Raw genomic sequence first — 18,868 nt, 5'->3', positions numbered from 1 at the left:
GAGACATCCGTGAACCAGCTTCGCTCTCATCCCAGGCTTGTCCGCAAACTTCAGGAGGCGCTCGGCGATCAGCTTTGTGTTGCCCTGGACGACGCGACTGTCGTCGAGATCATGCTCAATCCGGACGGAAGGCTGTTCATCGAACGCCTCGGTCACGGCGTTGCGCCCGCTGGCGAGATGTCATCCGCTGCCGCGGAGATGGTCATTGGCTCAGTGGCGCACGCGCTTCAGTCAGAGGTCGACACGGAACAGCCAATCATCTCCGGCGAGCTGCCAATCGGTGGCCACCGCTTCGAGGGTCTGTTGCCCCCCGTTGTAGCCAAGCCTGCCTTCACGATTCGACGCCGGGCATCGCGCCTCATTCCGCTCGAAGACTATGTTCACACCGGCGTGATGACTGAATACCAGGCCTCGACGATCCGTAGCGCGATCTCCGCGAGGCTCAACATCATCATTTCCGGGGGAACGGGCTCGGGCAAGACGACGCTTGCGAATGCGGTGATCAACGAGATCGTCAAATCGGCGCCGGAGGATCGTCTCGTCATTCTTGAGGATACCGCGGAAATCCAATGCGCGGCCGAGAACGCCGTTCTCCTCCATACCAGCGATTCGATCGACATCGCCCGGCTCTTGAAGAGCACCATGCGCTTGCGCCCCGACCGGATCGTCGTTGGCGAAGTTCGCGACGGCGCGGCCCTGACGTTACTCAAGGCCTGGAACACGGGTCACCCGGGCGGCGTAGCGACCATTCACTCGAACACCGCCATGTCGGCGCTACGCCGTCTTGAGCAGCTCACGGCCGAGGCAAGCCAGCAGCCGATGCACGAGGTGATCGGAGAGGCCGTCGACTTGGTCATTTCGATTGAGCGGACGCCGCGCGGGCGGCTTGTTCGCGACATCATTCAAGTCGAGCGGTTCATCAACGGACAATACGAGATCGAATCCGATCAACCCACCGAAGAACAGGAGGCGCGCCATGTCGCGTAAGCATACCCTCATCGCCGCCGCGCTCGTGGCGGGGCCAATCTTTCTTGCCTCTGTCGCGCCGGCGCTCGCCAGTTCCGGCGGCAGCCTCCCATGGGAAGGGCCACTGCAGCAGATTCAGGAGTCGATAACCGGCCCGGTCGCAGGCGCAATTGCGCTTGCAGCCGTGGCCATTGCCGGCGGCATGCTCATCTTCGGCGGCGAGCTCAACGATTTCGCGCGGCGACTTGTGTACGTCGTTCTTGTCGCCGGCATCCTGCTCGGCGCCACCAATATTGTCGGCCTGTTCGGTGCAACCGGCGCTTCGATCGGGTTGACCGACGAGCAGATCACGTCAATTGGTTCGAATAGAGGAGGGGAGGGAGATCATGGCTGAGTCCCTGTCCGGCCTGCGGCGTAACCGCATCCATCGCGCGCTTTCGCGCCCGAACCTGCTAATGGGCGCCGACCGGGAGCTGGTGCTGATCATCGGTCTTGCAGCCGTAATCCTGATCTTCGTCGTGCTTACGGCTTATTCGGCGATCTTCGGCGTCGCCGTCTGGGTCGTGATCGTCGGGCTGCTCAGGATAATGGCGAAGTCCGACCCACTGATGCGGCAAGTCTATATCAGGCACATTTCCTACAAGCCCTACTACAAGGCGACCACCTCGCCGTGGCGCCGGTATTGAGGGGGCCGGCCATGGTAGCTCTCAAACGCTTCCGGGTGACCGGCCCATCATTCGCCGATCTAGTTCCCTATGCCGGCCTGGTCGACAATGGTGTCCTCCTCTTGAAGGACGGAAGCCTCATGGCTGGCTGGTACTTCGCCGGGCCGGACTCCGAAAGTGCGACTGATCTTGAGCGCAACGAGCTATCAAGGCAGATCAATGCCGTTCTGTCGCGGCTTGGAAGCGGCTGGATGATCCAGGTCGAGGCTATCCGTATTCCGACAGTCGACTATCCCACAGAAGACCGTTGCCATTTCCCCGACCCGGTAACCCGGGCGATCGATGCCGAGCGTCGGGCGCATTTCGCACGCGACCAGGGGCATTTCGAGAGCAAGCACGCGCTAATCCTGACCTACCGGCCGCTCGAGTCCAAGAAGACTGCTCTCAGCAAATACATCTATTCGGATGAGGAAAGCCGGAAAAAATCCTACGCGGACACGGTGCTTTTCGTGTTCAAAAACGCGGTGCGCGAGCTTGAGCAGTATTTTGCCAACACACTTTCGATCCGGCGAATGGAAACTCGTGAAACGGTCGAGAGGGGAGGGGAGCGAATTGCCCGGTATGACGAGCTGCTGCAGTTCGCCCGGTTCTGCACCACCGGGGAAAGCCATCCAATCCGGCTTCCCGACGTTCCCATGTATCTCGACTGGATCGCCACCGCGGAGCTTGAGCACGGACTGACGCCAAAGGTCGAAAACCGTTTCCTGGGCGTCGTTGCGATCGACGGTCTGCCGGCCGAGAGCTGGCCCGGTATTCTCAACAGCCTAGACCTGATGCCGCTGACCTATCGATGGTCATCGCGCTTCATTTTCCTTGATGCCGAGGAGGCCCGGCAAAAGCTCGAACGCACGCGAAAGAAATGGCAGCAGAAGGTCCGGCCGTTCTTCGACCAGATATTCCAGACACAAAGTCGATCCGTCGACCAGGACGCGATGACCATGGTGGTCGAGACGGAGGATGCCATCGCACAGGCTTCGTCGCAGCTGGTGGCCTATGGCTATTACACGCCGGTCGTCGTGCTGTTCGACAGCGATCGCGAAGCACTGCAGGAAAAGGCCGAAGCGATCCGGCGGCTGATCCAGGCGGAAGGTTTCGGGGCGCGGATCGAAACGCTCAACGCCACCGACGCCTATCTCGGCAGCTTGCCGGGCAACTGGTATTGCAACATCCGTGAGCCGCTGATCAACACCGCCAATCTCGCCGACTTGATTCCGCTGAATTCGGTCTGGTCCGGAAACCCGGTCGCGCCATGCCCCTTTTACCCACCGAATTCCCCACCCTTGATGCAGGTTGCGAGCGGATCGACAGCGTTCCGTCTGAACCTGCACGTCGATGATGTCGGCCACACGCTGATTTTCGGTCCAACCGGCTCAGGCAAGTCGACGCTTCTGGCCCTGATCGCCGCGCAGTTTCGTCGGTACGAAGATGCGCAGATCTTTGCCTTCGACAAAGGCAATTCACTTCTGCCCCTGACGCTCGCAGCCGGCGGCGATCACTATGAGATCGGCGGCGACAATGCGGAAGAGGGGAGAGCGTTGGCCTTCTGCCCGCTCTCTGATCTCAAAAGTGACGCTGACCGGGCTTGGGCGACGGAATGGATCGAGATGCTGGTCGGCCTGCAGGGTGTCACCATCACACCCGATCACCGTAACGCCATCTCTCGGCAGGTCGGACTGATGGCGAGTGCATCCGGTCGGTCGCTCTCGGATTTCGTCAGCGGCGTGCAGCTGCGCGAAATCAAGGACGCATTGCATCACTACACCGTCGATGGCCCGATGGGCCAGCTCCTCGATGCGGAAGAGGACGGCCTCACACTCGGCGCCTTCCAGACTTTCGAGATCGAGCAGCTGATGAATATGGGCGAACGCAATCTCGTGCCAGTGCTGACCTACCTATTCCGCCGGATCGAGAAGCGTTTGGATGGGTCGCCGAGCTTGATCGTGCTCGACGAGGCGTGGCTGATGCTCGGGCACCCTGTCTTCCGCGACAAGATTCGCGAGTGGCTCAAGGTGCTGCGCAAGGCGAATTGCGCCGTCGTTCTTGCGACCCAATCGATCTCTGATGCCGAACGGTCCGGGATTATCGACGTGCTGAAGGAATCTTGCCCGACAAAGATATGCCTTCCGAATGGCGCCGCTCGCGAGCCGGGGACGCGCGAATTCTACGAGCGCATCGGCTTCAACGAGCGGCAGATCGAGATCGTAGCTACCGCCATGCCGAAGCGCGAATACTACGTCGCCACGCCAGAGGGCCGGCGGCTCTTCAACATGTCGCTTGGGCCAGTCGCGCTGAGCTTTGTCGGCGCGTCGGGCAAAGAGGACCTCAAGCGCATCCGCGCACTGAAATCCGAACATGGCCACGACTGGCCGATCCACTGGCTTGAAACGAGAGGAGTTCACGATGCCGCATCGCTACTCAGGTTCGAATAGATGGCTCGCTTGTTTGGCGGCCGCCACTCTCACGATCGGAGCTGCAGGCTCTGTGCAAGCCGGTACAGCCACCGGCGCTGCGACCGAATGGACGCAGCTCGCCAACAATGCGCAGCTCGTGGATCTCATGAAAAGCTCCGGCATCCAGGTCGACAATCAGCTGACCCAGATCAGCCAGCTTGCAGAGCAGATCCAGAACCAGCTGAAGATCTACGAGAACATGCTGCAAAACACCGCGCAGCTTCCTGACCATGTCTGGGGACAGGTAGAAAGCGATCTCAACCAGCTGCGCAGTATCGTCGACCAAGGTCAGAGTATCTCATTTTCCATGGGCAACGCTGACGACATTCTTCAGCAGCGCTTTCAGCGCTACGCCGATCTCAAGACCAACCTGCCGGACAACGCGACGTTCTCCTCGACTTATCAGTCCTGGTCGGACACCAACCGCGACACGATCGCCAGCTCGCTGAAGGCGGCGAGCCTCACGGCCGACCAGTTCGATAGCGAGGAAGACACAATGTCCTCGTTGCGGTCGATGTCCGAGACGGCTGACGGGCAGATGAAGGCTTTGCAGGTCGGGCATGAGATCGCCGCTCAGCAGGTTGCCCAGATGCAGAAGCTTCGCGGCCTCGTATCTCAGCAGATGACGATGATGGGAACCTCGCTGCAGACGGAGCAGACCGACAAGGATCTGGCACAGGCGCGGCGAGAGAAATTCTTCGGTGCGACGGCTCCCTCTACTTCAGGCGGCGAGAAAATGAAGGTGGAATGGTGAGAACGAAAGCACTCCTCATCGCAGTTGCAACTATCCTGGCAGTCGGAAGTGCCGGAATTTGGTTCCTGATCTCCGAAAAGCAGGAAGTTCAGGAGCGCAGGGCGAAGTTCTTCGGCTCGAAGGAATACCCGACATCGGGCGGCGAGAAGATGAAGGTCGAATGGTGATCGGATGACAGACACGACGACACTTCATCAGCTCCGGTTGGCCATGGTGATTGTCGCATTTGCGGTGGTGACGACCCAGCCGGCGCTGGCGCAAGAGGGGTCCGTCTTGACGTCCCTCCAGAGCCAGATTACGACCGCTGCGAAGGGGTGGGAAACCACCGTCATGAACGCGGCGAAATCCCTTTTCTGGATCCTCGCAACGATCGAGATCGGCATCGCGGCCGTCTGGCTCGCGATCCAGTCAGCCTCGCTGGACAGCTGGTTCGCCGAACTGGTGCGGCGGATCATGTTCGTGGGCTTCTTCGCGTTCGTGCTGGCGCAGGGACCAACCTTCGCCAAGGCGGTTGTAGACAGTCTGTTCCAGATCGGCGCCGGCGGAGGGACGGCATCACCAGCTGACGTGTTCAACGCCGGACTCGCAGTTGCAACAAAGATGTCGGAGAAGGTTCAGTTTGGCCTCTTCGAAGACAATGCGCTGGCAATCTCGGCCGCGTTCGCGATGGTTGTGACAGTCATCGCATTTTCTCTCGTCGCCGCGATTTTCGTGTCGGTCATGGTCGAAATGTATATCGGGCTGCTTGCCGGCATGATCATGCTCGGCCTTGGTGGTTCGTCCTTCACCAAGGATTTTGCAGTCCGCTATCTGGTCTATGCCTTCTCCGTCGGGATGAAGCTCATGGCACTCGTCATGATCTCTCGCATTGGTTCCGAAGTGCTGATCGGCCTCGCCAATCAGCCCGATATCGGCGACCAGTTTCAAACCGCTCTTGCCATTGCTGGAATTGCAGTCGTGGTCTTCATCATCGCCATGTATGTCCCGAACATCATCCAGGGCGTTGTCCAGGGCGCATCGGTGTCCGGAGGAATGGAAGCGATCCGCCACGGCGGGCAAGCCGCATCATTTGCCGCCGGGGCTGGCTTCCTCGCCGCCGGCGCTGCCGGCGCGGGTTTCGCGGCGGCACAAGCCGCACGAGCTGGCGGTTCATCCGTTGCAGGTGCCGCTCTTCGCGGCATGGGTGCGAGCTTCAGTTCCGGCGCGCAAGCAGCCGGATCAGCCGCGAAGGAAAAGGCAATCGGCTCTCCGGGCGCTTATGCCGGGTCCATTCTCGGACTGGCCAACGCCAAGCTCGATCAACAGCGCGGCGGTCATAGCGGACCGAAGCCTCCTCCCGAACGCAACGACAAACCGTAATCGAGACAAGGGAAGAATAAATGGCAGCGAACCGCGCCCCGGAAAACCCGTATCTTGCCGCCCGCCAGGAATGGAGCGAACGCTATGGCTCCTATGTGAAGGCCGCAGCCGCATGGCGCATTGTTGGTGTCCTCGGTCTCGTCATGGCCGTCATCGGCTTCAGCTACGCGATGTATCTGAGCACGCAGGTGCGGCTCGTGCCTTACATCGTCGAGGTCGACAAGCTCGGAACTGCGGTCACGGCAGGTTTCCCCGAGCAGATCGAGTATGCCGATGTCCGCGTGGTGCGCGCCACACTTGGCAACTTCGTCACAAGCTTTCGCTCAATCACGCCGGATGCGGTGGTGCAGAAGCAATATATCGACCGCACCTACGCCCTTCTTCGCACGTCCGATCCATCGACGGAGAAGGTCAATGACTGGTTTCGAGGCAATTCTCCATTCGAGAAGGCGAAGTCTTCGACAGTTGCCATCGAGGTCAACAACATCGTCGCGCTCTCGAACCAAACCTATCAGATCGACTGGACGGAATACGAGCGGGACCGCAAGGGCAAGGAAACCGGCACGCGGCGGTTCCGCGGGATCGCAACGGTGACGCTCACCGCGCCACAGGATGAGGCGACGATCCGCCTCAATCCGATCGGCCTCTACGTCCGAGATTTTGACTGGACGGCACAGCTTTAAGGGCAGGGATTCTTTCAATGAAAAAAACGGGATTGATCGCAGCCGCCGGCTGCATGGCCGGACTCTTGCTTGCGGCGGGCGCGCAGGCGCAAAGCATGACGAGCAACGAGGTGAAAGGAACAAATCTTTCCAGAAAGTGGCGCGGCACGCCTGGACTGGTCACGACTGGTCCGGACGGAAAGGTCATTTTTCTGTTCGGCGAGACCCAGCCGTCCGTCGTCTGCTCTCCTCTACAGGTCTGCGACATCGAACTTCAGGGTGGCGAGATCGTTCGCGACGTCCTCGTCGGCGACACCGTGCGCTGGAAGGTAGAGCCGGCCACTTCGGGGGCCACAGGCGGACAGGCGATCCATCTCATAGTCAAACCATCGGAGCCAGGCCTTCTCACCTCAATGGTCGTGACGACATCACGGCGCACCTATCATATCCAGCTCAAGTCCCATCCGAGCCAGTACATGGCGCGCATTGGTTTCGAATATCCGGAAGACGTGTCGACCAAGCTCGCCGACATCAACGCTCGTCTCGAAACGGGCGGCATTCCGGGCACCGCGCCGGACAAGCTGAACTTTTCCTATTCAATCAGCGGCGGTGCTTCGTGGAAACCGAAGCGGGTCTATTCGGACGGGGTGAAGACCTACATCCAATTCCCGAAATCGATCTCCGGCCAGGACGCGCCGGTGCTCTTCGTCGTCTCCGGCGGTCAAAATCGCATCGTCAATTATCGCATGAAGAACGACATGATGACCGTCGACTATGCGATCGACAAGGCGATCCTCGTTTCGGGAGTCGGTTGGCGGCAGCAGAAGATCACCATCCGGCGGGGTGGCTGACCATGCGGAAGCTATTCGCATTCTTCATCGCGGCCGCGCTGCTCTCCGGTTGCCAAACGGCCGACCAGGCACTGACCACCAGCTCGACCCCGGTGACCGTCACCGGACCGGCTGCAAGCGCCATCGCCGGCGACATGGCAAGCCGTCTGGCCGAGCAGATCGGCCCGGCGGGTGCTACGACCACGATCAAAATGGAGACGGACACATCGGAGTTCGCATCCGCCCTCGAGGCGGCGCTGAAGGGGTGGGGCTACACGGTCGTCACGGACGGCAAGATCGCCAAAGACGCCAAGCCGGTCGTGCTTGCTTATGCAATCGAGGGCTTCGACGGACAGGTGCTGGCGCAGGTCTCGACGCCTTCCATCGCTCTGGGCCGCGCATACACCCCGACGGCGGCCGGCGCTGTGCCGGCCAGTCCCCTTTCAATCATACAGCGCAACTGACGGAGATTAACATGGTCCAGTCGCTCCAGCTTGGCACGTTGGGCCAAGCCGACGATCAGCAGCGCATGCGCCGGCTCAACCGCCTGCCGATCATCGTCGCCATCATCGTCATCGTGCTGTTCGTCGGCGTCGTTGTGATTGGTCTGTCGCTGCGCGGGCTTTCCTTCCATCGTGGCGACATCGAGGGTGCTTCCAACAGCCCTGCGACCAGTTTCGGCGACCAGCTTAAGCGGGGTGTCACGGACGGCATTATCGGTGACCCAGAAAAGCAGGAGGTGTTTCAACCGACGCCCGTCGTCGCGGAGAAAAAGGAAAAGCTGGAGCCGGTCGTCGAGCGCCAACCAACAGATCGACACGATCGCCGACAAAGGGTCGAATCCGAAGAGGAGTGGAAGGCTCGCCTGAAGCGAGAGCAGGATGAACAATATATGCGCGAAGCCCAGCGCCAGCGGATGGCGCGTCTCCAGGCTCGCTCCACGGCGCTTGAATCGCCGCTGAAGGTTGACATCTCCGATATCGAGAAGGCCGCAAACTCCACCAACGACGCCAGCCGTCAGCCGACAAATGTCGCGGCAAACAGTCCATCAGACCTTTATGCCGCCGCCATGAAATCCGGCCTGATGGGACAGAACGTCGATCAGAACGGCCAGACGTCGAAAGAGGATTTTTTCAATCAGGACATCAAGGATCTCGGCTACCTGCCAAACCAGGTCGTGCCACAGATGTCACCCAATGAATTGAAGCGCGGTTCGGTCATCCCGGCGACACTGATCACGGGCCTCAATTCCGACCTGCCTGGGCGGATCACCGCTCAAGTCAGCCAGAATGTCTACGACAGCGCAACCGGCTACCGCCTTCTCATTCCGCAGGGCGCAAAGCTGTTTGGTCGCTACGATTCAAAGGTGTCCTTCGGCCAGGAACGCGTACTCGTCGTCTGGACGGACCTCATTTTTCCGAATGGGCCCACGCTGCAGATCGGTGGTATGGCGGGCACCGACGCTGAAGGGTATGGCGGCTTCCAGGACAAGGTCGACCGCCACCTTTGGAGGACCTTCGGTTCCGCAGCCTTGGTGGCAATCATCGGGACGGGTATCGATATGTCGATGCCTGAGAGTTCGACGCTCGCGACGCAGGACACGGCCTCGGATGCAGCGCGACGGAATTTTGCCGAGTCATTCGGCCGAGTCGCGGAAGAGACGATCTCGAAGAATCTGAACGTTCAACCGACAATTCGAATCCGGCCGGGCTACAAGTTCAATGTTCTGGTCGATCAGGACATTATTTTCCCGTCGACCTATGGCGGTCGCTAAGGCGCGCGGAACCTTGAGATTGCCCTATTTTACCGCGTGGCGACAGAGCTATTCCTCGGTAAAATCTTTCATCAAATAATCATATTTTAGATCGTGAGAACTTGAATACTCGGTAGAGGTGAGTAGACCTATCAGTTGCAACGACCGTGGATATGCTTCGCATATGAGGCAACTGTGTTTTCATCGGAAACGAATGAGGACGGAGAATTCGCAGCCAAGGTTCGATGTCCCGTGTGGCTCCGGCTGGCCGAACGGTGGCACCTGTAACTCGCGGCGCCAGCAGGCGCGGCGAGTGGGAGGCTCGCAGCTGCGCAGTAGGAGAAAAGTCAGTGGACGGTGACCTTCGCTCTCTCATCGATATGACAGAAGCCGCGCACGATGAACGTATGATCAAACGCGCTCTGAAGACATTTGCGCACGCATGTGGCTTCGAGCGTTTTGCGTATCTGCAGACTGAGGGATCGGAAATCCGCACATTCAACTCTTATCCGGAAGAATGGCAGGGCGTTTATCTTGAAAGCCACTATTCCCGCATCGACCCGGTGGTTTGGGAAGCGAAGACTCGCATGGAGATCTTTCCATGGACGGCCGATGATTGGCCCGCTCGTGGCGCCTCCGAACTCAGGCGCTTTCGGGACCAGGCGATCAATCACGGCATTCGCAGTGGGGTGACTATACCAGTCGAAGGCAGTTTCGGCTCAACGATGATGTTGACGTTTGCATCTTCAGCCCCGGCGGCTGATGTTTCAAAGCTTCAGGATGGTCAAAAAGCGGTCCGCGCCGTTCTGGCGATCCATTACCGCCTGAAGATGCTTGCTGCGACCACAATTGTTCCGCCGAAGCGGTTGCTATCCCCCAGAGAGGCAATGTGTCTAAAGTGGGCGGCGAAAGGGAAAACCGCGCCTGAAACCGCGATCCTGACGGGAATCAATCCAAGGACAGTGCAGCATTACCTGGATAAGGCGCGAGAGAAACTTGAAGCGGCGACCGTTCCCCACCTCGTCGCGATCGCCAAGGACCACGGCCTGCTATAGCGTCAATCGTCGGCATCTGGAGCAACGTCGGGGACATAGCCGAGCGCATCGATGATTTCCGAGAGCTCCTCCTGCTGGGCTGCGGACTTCTCTTGGCGCGCGATATATTCTCGCTGCAAGGTCTCGAGTACGGCGCTCGAGACCGCAGGATCGGATGACGCGCTCGTCCACTCTTCGTAGACAGCTTCGTCGGCGACAATAAGTCGGCGGTGCTCTCTGATCGCGGCGATCGCCAGAGTCTCCAGTTCTGACTTCTCCATAGAACCAAAACAGGATCGGCGTTTTTTTGTTTCGTCGTTGATCTCAGACGAGTTGACGTCGCTCACCCGTTCTACTCCCTTTTTTAATCACCCGACGCTCGAGACGAAATCGCTCTGCGCAACAGTCGTCTAGGCTATAATGCCTGATATGTCTCTCATAGTTCCTTTGGCCGTCTTAGCGGTCCTGGCGACAGGCAGGACGAGCAATAGCACGTGCAACGTCGAATCGGAACTATAGTTCCTGGAATAATAGTTCCATTTCAGGCTCCGCTCTAGTCATGGATCTCAGAGAGGTCATGGCGATCAATCTGCGTCGAATACGTCATGTCAAAAAATTGACGCAAGAGGAACTCGCGCACCGAACGGGCCTGAGCGTTCGGCACATAGGGGCAATCGAGCGCGCCGAAATGTCCGCCACGATCACAGTCCTCGGCCAGATCGCACAGGCGCTGAGTGTCGAACCTGCGGAGCTTGTGACAAGATCAAACGACATGGGCATCAGCTCTTAGCTCGGGGTCATCCCCGTTTAAAGAGACGCGGCAAGGAGCGGCCACTTATGCCCTTTTTCTCTGGGTGCTTTTGTGGCTGGCACCGGCTTCTGTGGAAGGTGGCGGCGCGTTGACGAGTTCCGACACAAATCTCGTCAGCGGCGCGATGTTTTCGTGCCCGCTCGCCTCTTCCAGGGCATTCATGTACTCGTCACGGCGCGCGACAGGAATGACCGTCCACGGCGCTCCGCATTCGGCAAGAAGCGCGTTCATGATAAAGCGCGCCGTGCGTCCGTTCCCGTCCGGGAATGGGTGGATATAGGTGAACAGGAACGGAGCGAGGATTGCCTTCACGCGCGCGTCGGATTCCTGCAAAATGCTCTCGAACAGTGCGTCCATGGCGTCGGCGATTGCGTTTGGCGGTAAGGGGACATGCGAGGATCCCCGCAAATACACATTGTGTGGTCGGTAACCCGCGAGTTGGTGCGCCTTGATGATACCCGCGGTTACCGAAGGGCTGAACATGGCTCGGAACCAATCCTGGTGCCGTGCCTCGAGCAGTTCGCCGGTAGGTGCTCCATCAAGAATCTTTCTGATGTCATCGCGCACCTCCTCAAAGGCCAATCTGTATCCCTTGGCGGCGAGTGCGTTCTTGGTCTCGTAGTCCTGCGCGTCCTCGTCCGGTTTCCATTGACCGTCCTGTACCCTCCGGATCAGCTCTTCCGACACCTCGTAACCCTCGATCGAAAGCGAGTTCAGGGCGTCGGCCACATAGCGCTCATCAATGTCCGAGATGTATCCGTCCCGGTCGTTGATACGCACTTGCTCGAATCCGATGTGATTGAGGGCGTCTTTCCCCATTTTCGCCCAGAGGTTCTTGATCCGGGTAGCGGACGGCGCCTGAGTTCGTCTCGCATCCAGCGTGACCAGATCGACTGCCGGGTCGAAAGGGTTGTCCTCGTGCGGGTTGTAGCCGGCCGATTCCAGGGTCTTGATGATCGTGTCCGCGTCCCTTGTGCGGCCAAGATGGCGCAGGGCTCCTGCGATGCGACCGCCAACGTGGCTCCGGCCGCCGTCCAGAAGATATTGCAGCAGCGTGCTTGTTCCACGGATCGAGCCAATGACCGCGATGACATCGGTCGCTAACGTTCTCCACGACTCCGGCGAGAGATTGCAAATCGCCTCCTCCATCGGCATCAATCTCAATCGTTCTCTCGTCTCGGCGGGCTCGTTTTCCTTTGAGCGCAGCAGATAGAGCGACGTATTGCTCGGTAGTTTCACAAGTTGGTTGTTCGCCTTCGGGCTTCTGACGATGACCTGCCCAGGAATGGAATGGTTTTCGGACCATAGAGCCACGGATGCCTCCGCGGAGAGCCGCCATGCGTCGGCAAAACGGTCGTCCAGGTATCTGGCAACGAACTCCCAGTAGACGGTGCTCCAGGCCGCATCTATCCTGTTGTTGGCCGATGGTCGCGAGTTCACCGCCAGCCAGCCCTTCATGATTTCTTCAAGGAACCCGTTGCCCTGTAGTCGTTCCCGGTGGACACGGCTGAGCTCTTCGGATTTTACCACCGATCGGGTGCCGTTCTGCGTCACTCCCCTCAGTTCAGCCAGGGATGCCGCGAGCAGTTCGTTGGGTTTCGCCACGTTGGCCTCCGGCGACGATGTGTGAGTAGTGGACCACTACTTCCGTGCATTGTTGTTGCACTAATTTGACGCCTTTGACAAACACTAATATCCTGCATTTTAGTCACACTAGTTTCACGCTTTTGAATCGCACTAGTTTAATGCGTTTGAGTCCCACTAATTTTATGCATTGGACTCAAACTAAGATTCCGCCTTGAACTCAATGCTATTGCTGACCACCAATGCGCGACAGATCGATCCGTATCCCCGCGCGCCCAGCATCCTGCTCCGCCTCTGGCTGTTCCTCTCTTGCTTTTGCGTCAACGTCCTCCCCCTCCTCGGCGGGGATCTTCTCTCTACTTTGCTGCGAAACACCAACCGTTGTTCCTGGATCCTCCGCCTGAAACACGCTCACGCCCTCGAACTCACCGGTTTTCCATGCGTAAACCGCATCCTCAAAAATCTGCGGGAAGACGTCTTTGCTCGTGGGGTTGCCATACCATTTCGCAACGATCCTGAGGACCTTGGCGAACATCGCCGTGCCTTTGCGAAGATTCTGGCAGGGGTCGACTAAATCGGGCTTCAAATCGGTCGCTTCCTTGACTCCAACCCCAGCGGGAAACTGCGTCAGGCCGACGCGGACGACGGCCTGACCAGCATATTGGCGTACGATTGCCAGCGCCTCCTCAGTCGATGCCGCTTTCGGAACGAGTATCAATCGGCCGCCCGATTTGACGGTAACGGCGAGGGGATCATCCGAGCCCGCTGCCATCACGAACTGCTCGACGATCGCGGGCTTGAGGGAAGGGTCTGCGCATTCTTTTATCAGGGCGGCGTCGAGCATGGTGTCTCCTAGGCAGTCAGGTGTTGAAGGCAATAACAAGCGGTTTTCCGAAGAGCGTTGCCCATGCGGTGGCAGAGGCGCGCTGAATGGCGACAATCGACGTCCCTTCGGTCCACCATCCGTTTCCCACGGCGACGACAAAATCCGGATCGTGGAGTATGGACTGAAGGATCGGCCAAACGATCAGTTGCTCGTAGCAGATCAGCGGCGCTGCCCGGCTGGCACCGATCGGGACGACCGGATTCGCAAAAAAATCCGCCCTTGCGCCGCCACTTTCCCCGAACCAGGACCGCCACGGTTGCCACATCGATCCGGGAACCGGCATACGTTCGCGATAAAGGATGCGGCCGCCCTTCCTGTCGATCGCGACGAGGACATTGTCGTAGCCGGCGGCATCGAGCACCGTTGCGCCGGCGATGACCGTCGCATCGGTATCGCCGGACGCGCTCGTCCAAAGCCGCGCCACGGTCGGTGTCCAGAAACCGAGCGCAGTTTCCGGCAGCACCACAAAGCGTGCGCCATCGCTGGCCGCATTCCGCACCGTTGCGATCAGGTCACGCTGGCGGTGAAGACCGGCGTCCCGACCGAGCGAAGCGCCCAATTCGAGGTCGACACCGCGCCAGCCATTGGGTAGACCCGGCTCGGTCCACGATGCGGCGGACCACAGCCAAAGGCCTGCGAAGGCGATGGCGACAGCTGGCCAGATGCGGGTTACGAGGCCCGCAAGGCCAGCTGTCATAAGCCCAAGTCCCCACCATCCCCACCCTGGGAACAGAACACCCGCGGCGGTGACAGGATGCGCCCAGCCCGTGATACCGAAAGGCGGGATCGACATGATGATGGCTGCCAGAAGATAGCGAAACGGACGAACTCCGCTGTTCTCCGTCCAGACGACCGTATGCACGGCAACGAAGCTCAAAGACGCACACAGCCAAAGCAGAAGGCCCGGCCAGATGTCCGACGAATAGAACGCCGCTACGCCTTGCGGCAAACCACGTGCTGCTGCCAGGAAATATCCGGCAGAGACAAGTGCCGCCACAAATCTCGTTCGCGAGATCGACCACAGAAGCGGAAACCCCAGCGCGACGGGTAGAAGCAACACATGGCCGCTCCAGCCCACTACGCCGATCGCGATCGAAGCGAATATCAGCAGCGCCGGCCGAAGGTAATCACGGCGCATAGGTGAGGACCTCCTGCGCCAGACCGAGAATCCCCGGAGTAGGCACCGGACCGAAGTATCGGGAATCGTAGGAGCCGGGGAACGCGGAATGCAGAAAGACATATCCAGGCGGTATGGTGCCGCTCATAAACGGCGCCAACGGCCGTCCCTTTCCGTCTCGTTGGGCAAGACTGGAAGAGGGAACTTCCCGACCTTCCACGTTTACGCTGGCGCCGATTTCGACGTGTTGTCCTGCGACGGCGATCACTGTCTTGATCAACGGTGCGACCCCACCCGGGCAGGAACCGGAACGGAGATAGCCGCGAGCCCTCGCTGCCCGCATTGCCGCCGTTTCCGGCGGGCAGATGAACAGGAGGTCGCCGACCGCTGCCGGTCGATGAAGCGGCATAATGCGCCACAGGCCGAGTGGCTCGCTCGGTGTCAGATTGATGCGGTAGCCGCCGACGACGGCAGTCACCACCAGCAGGATGGCGGCCACTGCCGCCATCGGCAGAACCACAACGGCTCGTCGCTGCTGCGTAGTCATCGACCGGCGCGTTCCAGTTCCCGCCGTCATTTCAGGGAGAGCCCTTGGCTCTTCGTCTGACGCATCGTCTCCGCCTGTTTAAGCGCTTCGGTCGTCCGTTCATGAGCAGCAAGTTGCTGGACCGTCCGCATGGAATTCCACGCAGACTGGACCTCCGCCTTCTGGCCGGCCGTCATTCCTGCTGTGACGGTCTCGAAAGTCTTGCCGCTCGTGTCTTTCGCAGCCAAAGGCAGGAAGGTCCGTTCCCCGAAACGTTCGGAAACCGCCTTGGCGAAACCTTCGAGTTCTGCCTTCACCATTTTGTCGGCGAGCGCGTATTCGAGGCCAGCCGGGAGATCGTTGCGATCGATCGCATCACGAACGCGTTCGAGCGTTTGTTTGGCAGATGGTGAGAGCGCCGGGATGTCGACCGAAACCTTGAGCCGGACCGCGCGCTCCTCCGTCTCATGTTTCAATTCGGCCTCGGCCAGCTCACGAAGGTAACGTTCAAGATTTCGGACGAGCGCCGGCACATTGGCGACCGCTTTTTCCCGGTCTTGCTTGTCGCCACGGCTGGCGAGAAGACCGGTCTTGCCCTTGAGCGCGCCAAAGCTCTCTGGCTCGCCGGCAATCCTTGCCAGGATGGACTGCGCGACCGACTGGTCCTTCAACATGGTATCGACATTGATCGCCTTGAAGGCAGCTTCCGGCTTCGCGTAGACGAGCTGGAAGCGGGTCGAGACGTCCTCCCATTGCTTCTTGAGCCCGGGATCGGCGGCGAGCTTGTCCTCGACAGCCTGCTCAAGCGATTTCGGGAAGGTGGTGATACCTGACACCATGGGCTTGGCCTCCTTGATCGTGTTCGGGATGGATTGGTTGTTGCCGCCACGGACCAGTCCGATTGCCGCGCCGATGGCGGCAAGTCGGGCGCCGAGGTCGGCGAGCCTCGAGCTTTGCCGGACGGCCCATTGGAGGCGATCGTGTGCGATCGTGCGGGCGACGTTGACAAGATGAAGGCCCCGCGCTTCCGCAAAGCGCAGCGCTTGGGCGTAGAACGACGCCTTCTCGTAATCGAGGGTCGTCTCCTTGGCGTTGCGACGCGACAGGATCGGGATGAGGCCGCCGGATTTGGCGAACGACCGACTGCCGTAGTAGACGGCGAGATCCTCACGATGGCGCGTCATAGCCACATAGGTGAGATGCCGGTCCAACGAGAGGGAAGCAAGCACCTTCACCCGGTCGACCGTCGCGCCCTGGCTCTTGTGGATCGTCGTCGCATAGCCGTGATCGAGGCTGTTATAGAAGCGCTGCTCGATCGTGACCTGGCGGCGGTGCACGCCGTCACCAATCTCCGCAAAGATCCTGCCAGGTGCGGCTTCAAGCACCTTTGCGAGCATGCCGTTTTTGACGCCAAGGCTGCCCTCGTTCTTGAGGAACACGATCTGGTCGCCTGTGGCAAACATGCGGGTTCCGTCCTCGGTCTTGAACGGTAATCCGTCTTCGACGACACCGCGGTCGACCAGCTTGGCGCGCGCCATATCGTTAAGCATTCGGACGTCGCGGCGGAGGTGTGCGAGAATCAGGCTGGTCTTCGAAGGGTCGTAGTCGCGGTCCCACGCTGCGATCAGGCTTTCGACCGCGTCGTCCTTCAGTCTCAAACCAATCATTCGACCATGAGCGGTGTAGGCGTCGACAGCCTTGCGGATATTGCCACGAGCGAGATTGAGCGAGGCATCGCGCATCCATTGTTGGCGCTGACGATAGATTGTTTCGAGTTCTGCATAGCCGATGCGATCGGCAATGGCGCGGAAGGCGGCACCCGCTTCGATCGGTTGAAGCTGTTCCGGATCGCCGACAAGTACGAGTTTGGCGCCGGCCTTGGTGACGGCTTCGACCAACAGCGCCATCTGCCGTGACGACACCATGCCGGCCTCGTCCAGCACGAACACCGTCTTGTGGTCGAGCTGGTTGCGACCCTGGTTCCAGCGAAGCTCCCACGACGACAATGTGCGGGAGCCGATGCCCGCTTCCTTCTCCAATCCCTCGGCCGCTTTGCCCGCCAAGGCGCCGCCGACGACACGATAGCCTGCTGCTTCCCATGCCTCGCGCGCAGCCTTCATCATCGTGGTCTTGCCGGCGCCCGCACGGCCGATGACGGCGGCGATCCGCGTGGCCCCGGCGATATGCTCGATTGCCGTTCGCTGCTCATCCGACAGATGGGAATGGCGCGCAAAGGTCGCCTGCAGCACCGCCTCATGGACGCCATGGGAGGCGCGACCGGAGAGCCAGATCGCGCGATTGGCCATCTCGGCTTCAAGCCGGATCATCTCGCGCGTGGTGTGCTTCGCGGGGGTCCGAATACCTGTCGCAAAGTTGATCCGCTCGCGTTCGAGCCGGAGCGCTTCCGGACTTTGCAGAATGCGGACCATCAGACTTTGGAACAGAGCGACATCGTCGATATAGCGATACAACACCTTCGCAACATCGCGTTCGTCGAAGACGCTCTTCTCCCGCGTGATCAGGTCGAGCACGATCTCCGGACGGTGCTGGATGCGGCGGGCGTTCTCGCAACGGCGCTCCTCCTGAAGCTCGATGCGTTCGAGTTTGGGAGTCGAGGTCTCCGACTTGTGGTTGGATTGCTCGGCCTTGCGCTCGATGGCTTTAGCGCCGACGCCGAGGTGAATGGTTGGCTCGAGGTCGATACCCTGCTTTTCGAAGGAACGGCCATCGATGCGGATGTCGAGACCCGCAAGCGCCAGATGCCTGTTCTGGCAGGTGAACCAGCCGTCGCGAAACGCATTGAAATCCTCAGTGCCACCGGCCCACAGCTGATAGACGATTTTGCCGGCGTCATTTCGGATTGGCTTGCCATCCGGGCCGAGCACCGCGACCTTCTTCGAACCAAAACCGTCTTCGGTCAGCGGGCGCAATGTGATCATGAGGTGGACGTGGGGATTGCCGGGGGCGTCGTGATAGACCCAGTCGGCGACCATGCCGTCCGCGGTGATGTGCCGCTCCACAAAGTCGCGCATGAGCGCGATGTTCTGCTCCGCCGTCAGCTCAAGCGGCAGGGCTATGGTGACGTCCTTGGCGAGCTGCGCGTCGGATCGCTTCTCGAAGCCCTCCACTTTGTTCCAGAAGGCCTCGGATGCGCCGGCCACCGAGCGATCGGCAATCATGCTGCGAACCCAATCCGGCGCGTCGGCGGGGATCACAAACTCCTCATGCAGGAGCCCCTGTTTTCGCGTGTAGTCGATCGTCCGGGCTTCCCGCTCAAACTCCATCTTGGCGCAGTGCCGGTAGGCCGCCGACAGGACGGCGCTGCGGCCGGAGCCACGGGCGACGACGCTGACGGAGAAGTGAGGGACGGCCACGGCGGAATTCTTTCCCGGTTGCGAACGAAATCAAAGG

Annotated in this window: 19 protein-coding genes; 13 read left to right on the top strand and 6 right to left on the bottom strand. The window is 60.0% G+C overall.

All coding sequences use genetic code 11. From position 1 onward, the window contains the following. Window positions 1-9 precede the first annotated feature (9 nt). The 12 genes from trbB (at window position 10) to J5286_RS22575 (ending at window position 10,554) form a co-directional block, all read left to right on the top strand. Window positions 10-987: a P-type conjugative transfer ATPase TrbB gene (gene trbB / locus J5286_RS22630; protein ID WP_174158398.1), complete on the top strand. Its 978-nt coding sequence runs from the start codon at window positions 10-12 to the stop codon at window positions 985-987. Continuing rightward, window positions 977-1,360: a TrbC/VirB2 family protein gene (locus J5286_RS22625; protein ID WP_174158397.1), complete on the top strand. Its 384-nt coding sequence runs from the start codon at window positions 977-979 to the stop codon at window positions 1,358-1,360. Before trbB ends, J5286_RS22625 begins: the two co-directional genes overlap by 11 nt. Continuing rightward, window positions 1,353-1,652 carry a conjugal transfer protein TrbD gene (locus tag J5286_RS22620; RefSeq protein WP_174158396.1) on the top strand — a complete coding sequence of 100 codons (300 nt, stop codon included), beginning with the start codon at window positions 1,353-1,355 and terminating at the stop codon, window positions 1,650-1,652. The genes J5286_RS22625 and J5286_RS22620 overlap by 8 nt, the downstream gene beginning before the upstream one ends. An 11-nt stretch (window positions 1,653-1,663) precedes the next feature. After that, on the top strand, window positions 1,664-4,120 hold the full coding sequence (locus J5286_RS22615) for a conjugal transfer protein TrbE (RefSeq protein ID WP_209193627.1): 2,457 nt from the start codon (window positions 1,664-1,666) through the stop codon (window positions 4,118-4,120). Beyond that, window positions 4,092-4,895: a P-type conjugative transfer protein TrbJ gene (gene trbJ / locus J5286_RS22610; protein WP_209193626.1), complete on the top strand. Its 804-nt coding sequence runs from the start codon at window positions 4,092-4,094 to the stop codon at window positions 4,893-4,895. Before J5286_RS22615 ends, trbJ begins: the two co-directional genes overlap by 29 nt. Beyond that, complete coding sequence (gene trbK, locus J5286_RS22605) at window positions 4,889-5,062, top strand: entry exclusion protein TrbK (protein ID WP_209193625.1); 174 nt, start codon at window positions 4,889-4,891, stop codon at window positions 5,060-5,062. Before trbJ ends, trbK begins: the two co-directional genes overlap by 7 nt. Before the next feature lie 4 nt (window positions 5,063-5,066). Continuing rightward, entirely contained in the window at window positions 5,067-6,254 is a 1,188-nt protein-coding gene (gene trbL, locus J5286_RS22600) for a P-type conjugative transfer protein TrbL (RefSeq protein ID WP_174158392.1), read from the top strand. 20 nt (window positions 6,255-6,274) lie between these two features. After that, window positions 6,275-6,937: a conjugal transfer protein TrbF gene (locus J5286_RS22595; RefSeq protein WP_174158391.1), complete on the top strand. Its 663-nt coding sequence runs from the start codon at window positions 6,275-6,277 to the stop codon at window positions 6,935-6,937. A gap of 17 nt (window positions 6,938-6,954) precedes the next feature. Continuing rightward, window positions 6,955-7,767, top strand: a complete 813-nt coding sequence (trbG, locus tag J5286_RS22590) for a P-type conjugative transfer protein TrbG (RefSeq protein ID WP_097623599.1) — start codon at window positions 6,955-6,957, stop codon at window positions 7,765-7,767. A 2-nt stretch (window positions 7,768-7,769) separates the two neighbouring features. Next, on the top strand, window positions 7,770-8,210 hold the full coding sequence (gene trbH, locus J5286_RS22585; protein ID WP_209193624.1) for a conjugal transfer protein TrbH: 441 nt from the start codon (window positions 7,770-7,772) through the stop codon (window positions 8,208-8,210). Between the two features lie 11 nt (window positions 8,211-8,221). After that, window positions 8,222-9,520: an IncP-type conjugal transfer protein TrbI gene (gene trbI, locus J5286_RS22580; protein WP_209193623.1), complete on the top strand. Its 1,299-nt coding sequence runs from the start codon at window positions 8,222-8,224 to the stop codon at window positions 9,518-9,520. 329 nt (window positions 9,521-9,849) lie between these two features. Beyond that, the gene (locus J5286_RS22575; RefSeq protein WP_174080910.1) at window positions 9,850-10,554 is read left to right on the top strand and encodes an autoinducer binding domain-containing protein; all 705 of its coding nucleotides are present in this window, start codon (window positions 9,850-9,852) and stop codon (window positions 10,552-10,554) included. A 2-nt stretch (window positions 10,555-10,556) separates the two neighbouring features. Here J5286_RS22575 and J5286_RS22570 read toward each other — a convergent pair whose 3' ends face one another. Beyond that, entirely contained in the window at window positions 10,557-10,880 is a 324-nt protein-coding gene (locus J5286_RS22570) for a transcriptional repressor TraM (protein WP_174080909.1), read from the bottom strand. A 212-nt stretch (window positions 10,881-11,092) separates the two neighbouring features. Between J5286_RS22570 and J5286_RS22565 the strand changes: the two genes are divergently transcribed. Next, on the top strand, window positions 11,093-11,323 hold the full coding sequence (locus J5286_RS22565) for a helix-turn-helix domain-containing protein (RefSeq protein WP_174080908.1): 231 nt from the start codon (window positions 11,093-11,095) through the stop codon (window positions 11,321-11,323). 45 nt (window positions 11,324-11,368) lie between these two features. Here J5286_RS22565 and J5286_RS22560 read toward each other — a convergent pair whose 3' ends face one another. The 5 genes from J5286_RS22560 to traA all read right to left on the bottom strand — a co-directional run bounded on the left by J5286_RS22560 (window position 11,369) and on the right by traA (window position 18,831). Beyond that, window positions 11,369-12,949, bottom strand: a complete 1,581-nt coding sequence (locus J5286_RS22560) for a Fic family protein (RefSeq protein ID WP_209193622.1) — start codon at window positions 12,947-12,949, stop codon at window positions 11,369-11,371. Between the two features lie 205 nt (window positions 12,950-13,154). Continuing rightward, on the bottom strand, window positions 13,155-13,772 hold the full coding sequence (locus J5286_RS22555) for a TraH family protein (RefSeq protein ID WP_209193621.1): 618 nt from the start codon (window positions 13,770-13,772) through the stop codon (window positions 13,155-13,157). Between the two features lie 16 nt (window positions 13,773-13,788). Then, window positions 13,789-14,952 (bottom strand): conjugal transfer protein TraB, encoded by a 1,164-nt coding sequence (locus J5286_RS22550; protein WP_209193620.1) that lies wholly within the window; start codon window positions 14,950-14,952, stop codon window positions 13,789-13,791. Further along, entirely contained in the window at window positions 14,942-15,478 is a 537-nt protein-coding gene (gene traF, locus J5286_RS22545) for a conjugative transfer signal peptidase TraF (RefSeq protein WP_245206671.1), read from the bottom strand. Before traF ends, J5286_RS22550 begins: the two co-directional genes overlap by 11 nt. 26 nt (window positions 15,479-15,504) lie before the next feature. Further along, window positions 15,505-18,831, bottom strand: coding sequence for a Ti-type conjugative transfer relaxase TraA (gene traA, locus J5286_RS22540; RefSeq protein ID WP_209193618.1), 3,327 nt, complete (start codon window positions 18,829-18,831; stop codon window positions 15,505-15,507). Window positions 18,832-18,868: the final 37 nt, after the last annotated feature.

Source organism: Rhizobium sp. 16-488-2b (assembly GCF_017741815.1).
Taxonomy (GTDB): domain Bacteria; phylum Pseudomonadota; class Alphaproteobacteria; order Rhizobiales; family Rhizobiaceae; genus Rhizobium.
Note: the sequence above shows the minus strand (reverse complement) of the source record. Positions and strands in the feature narration are given on the sequence as shown.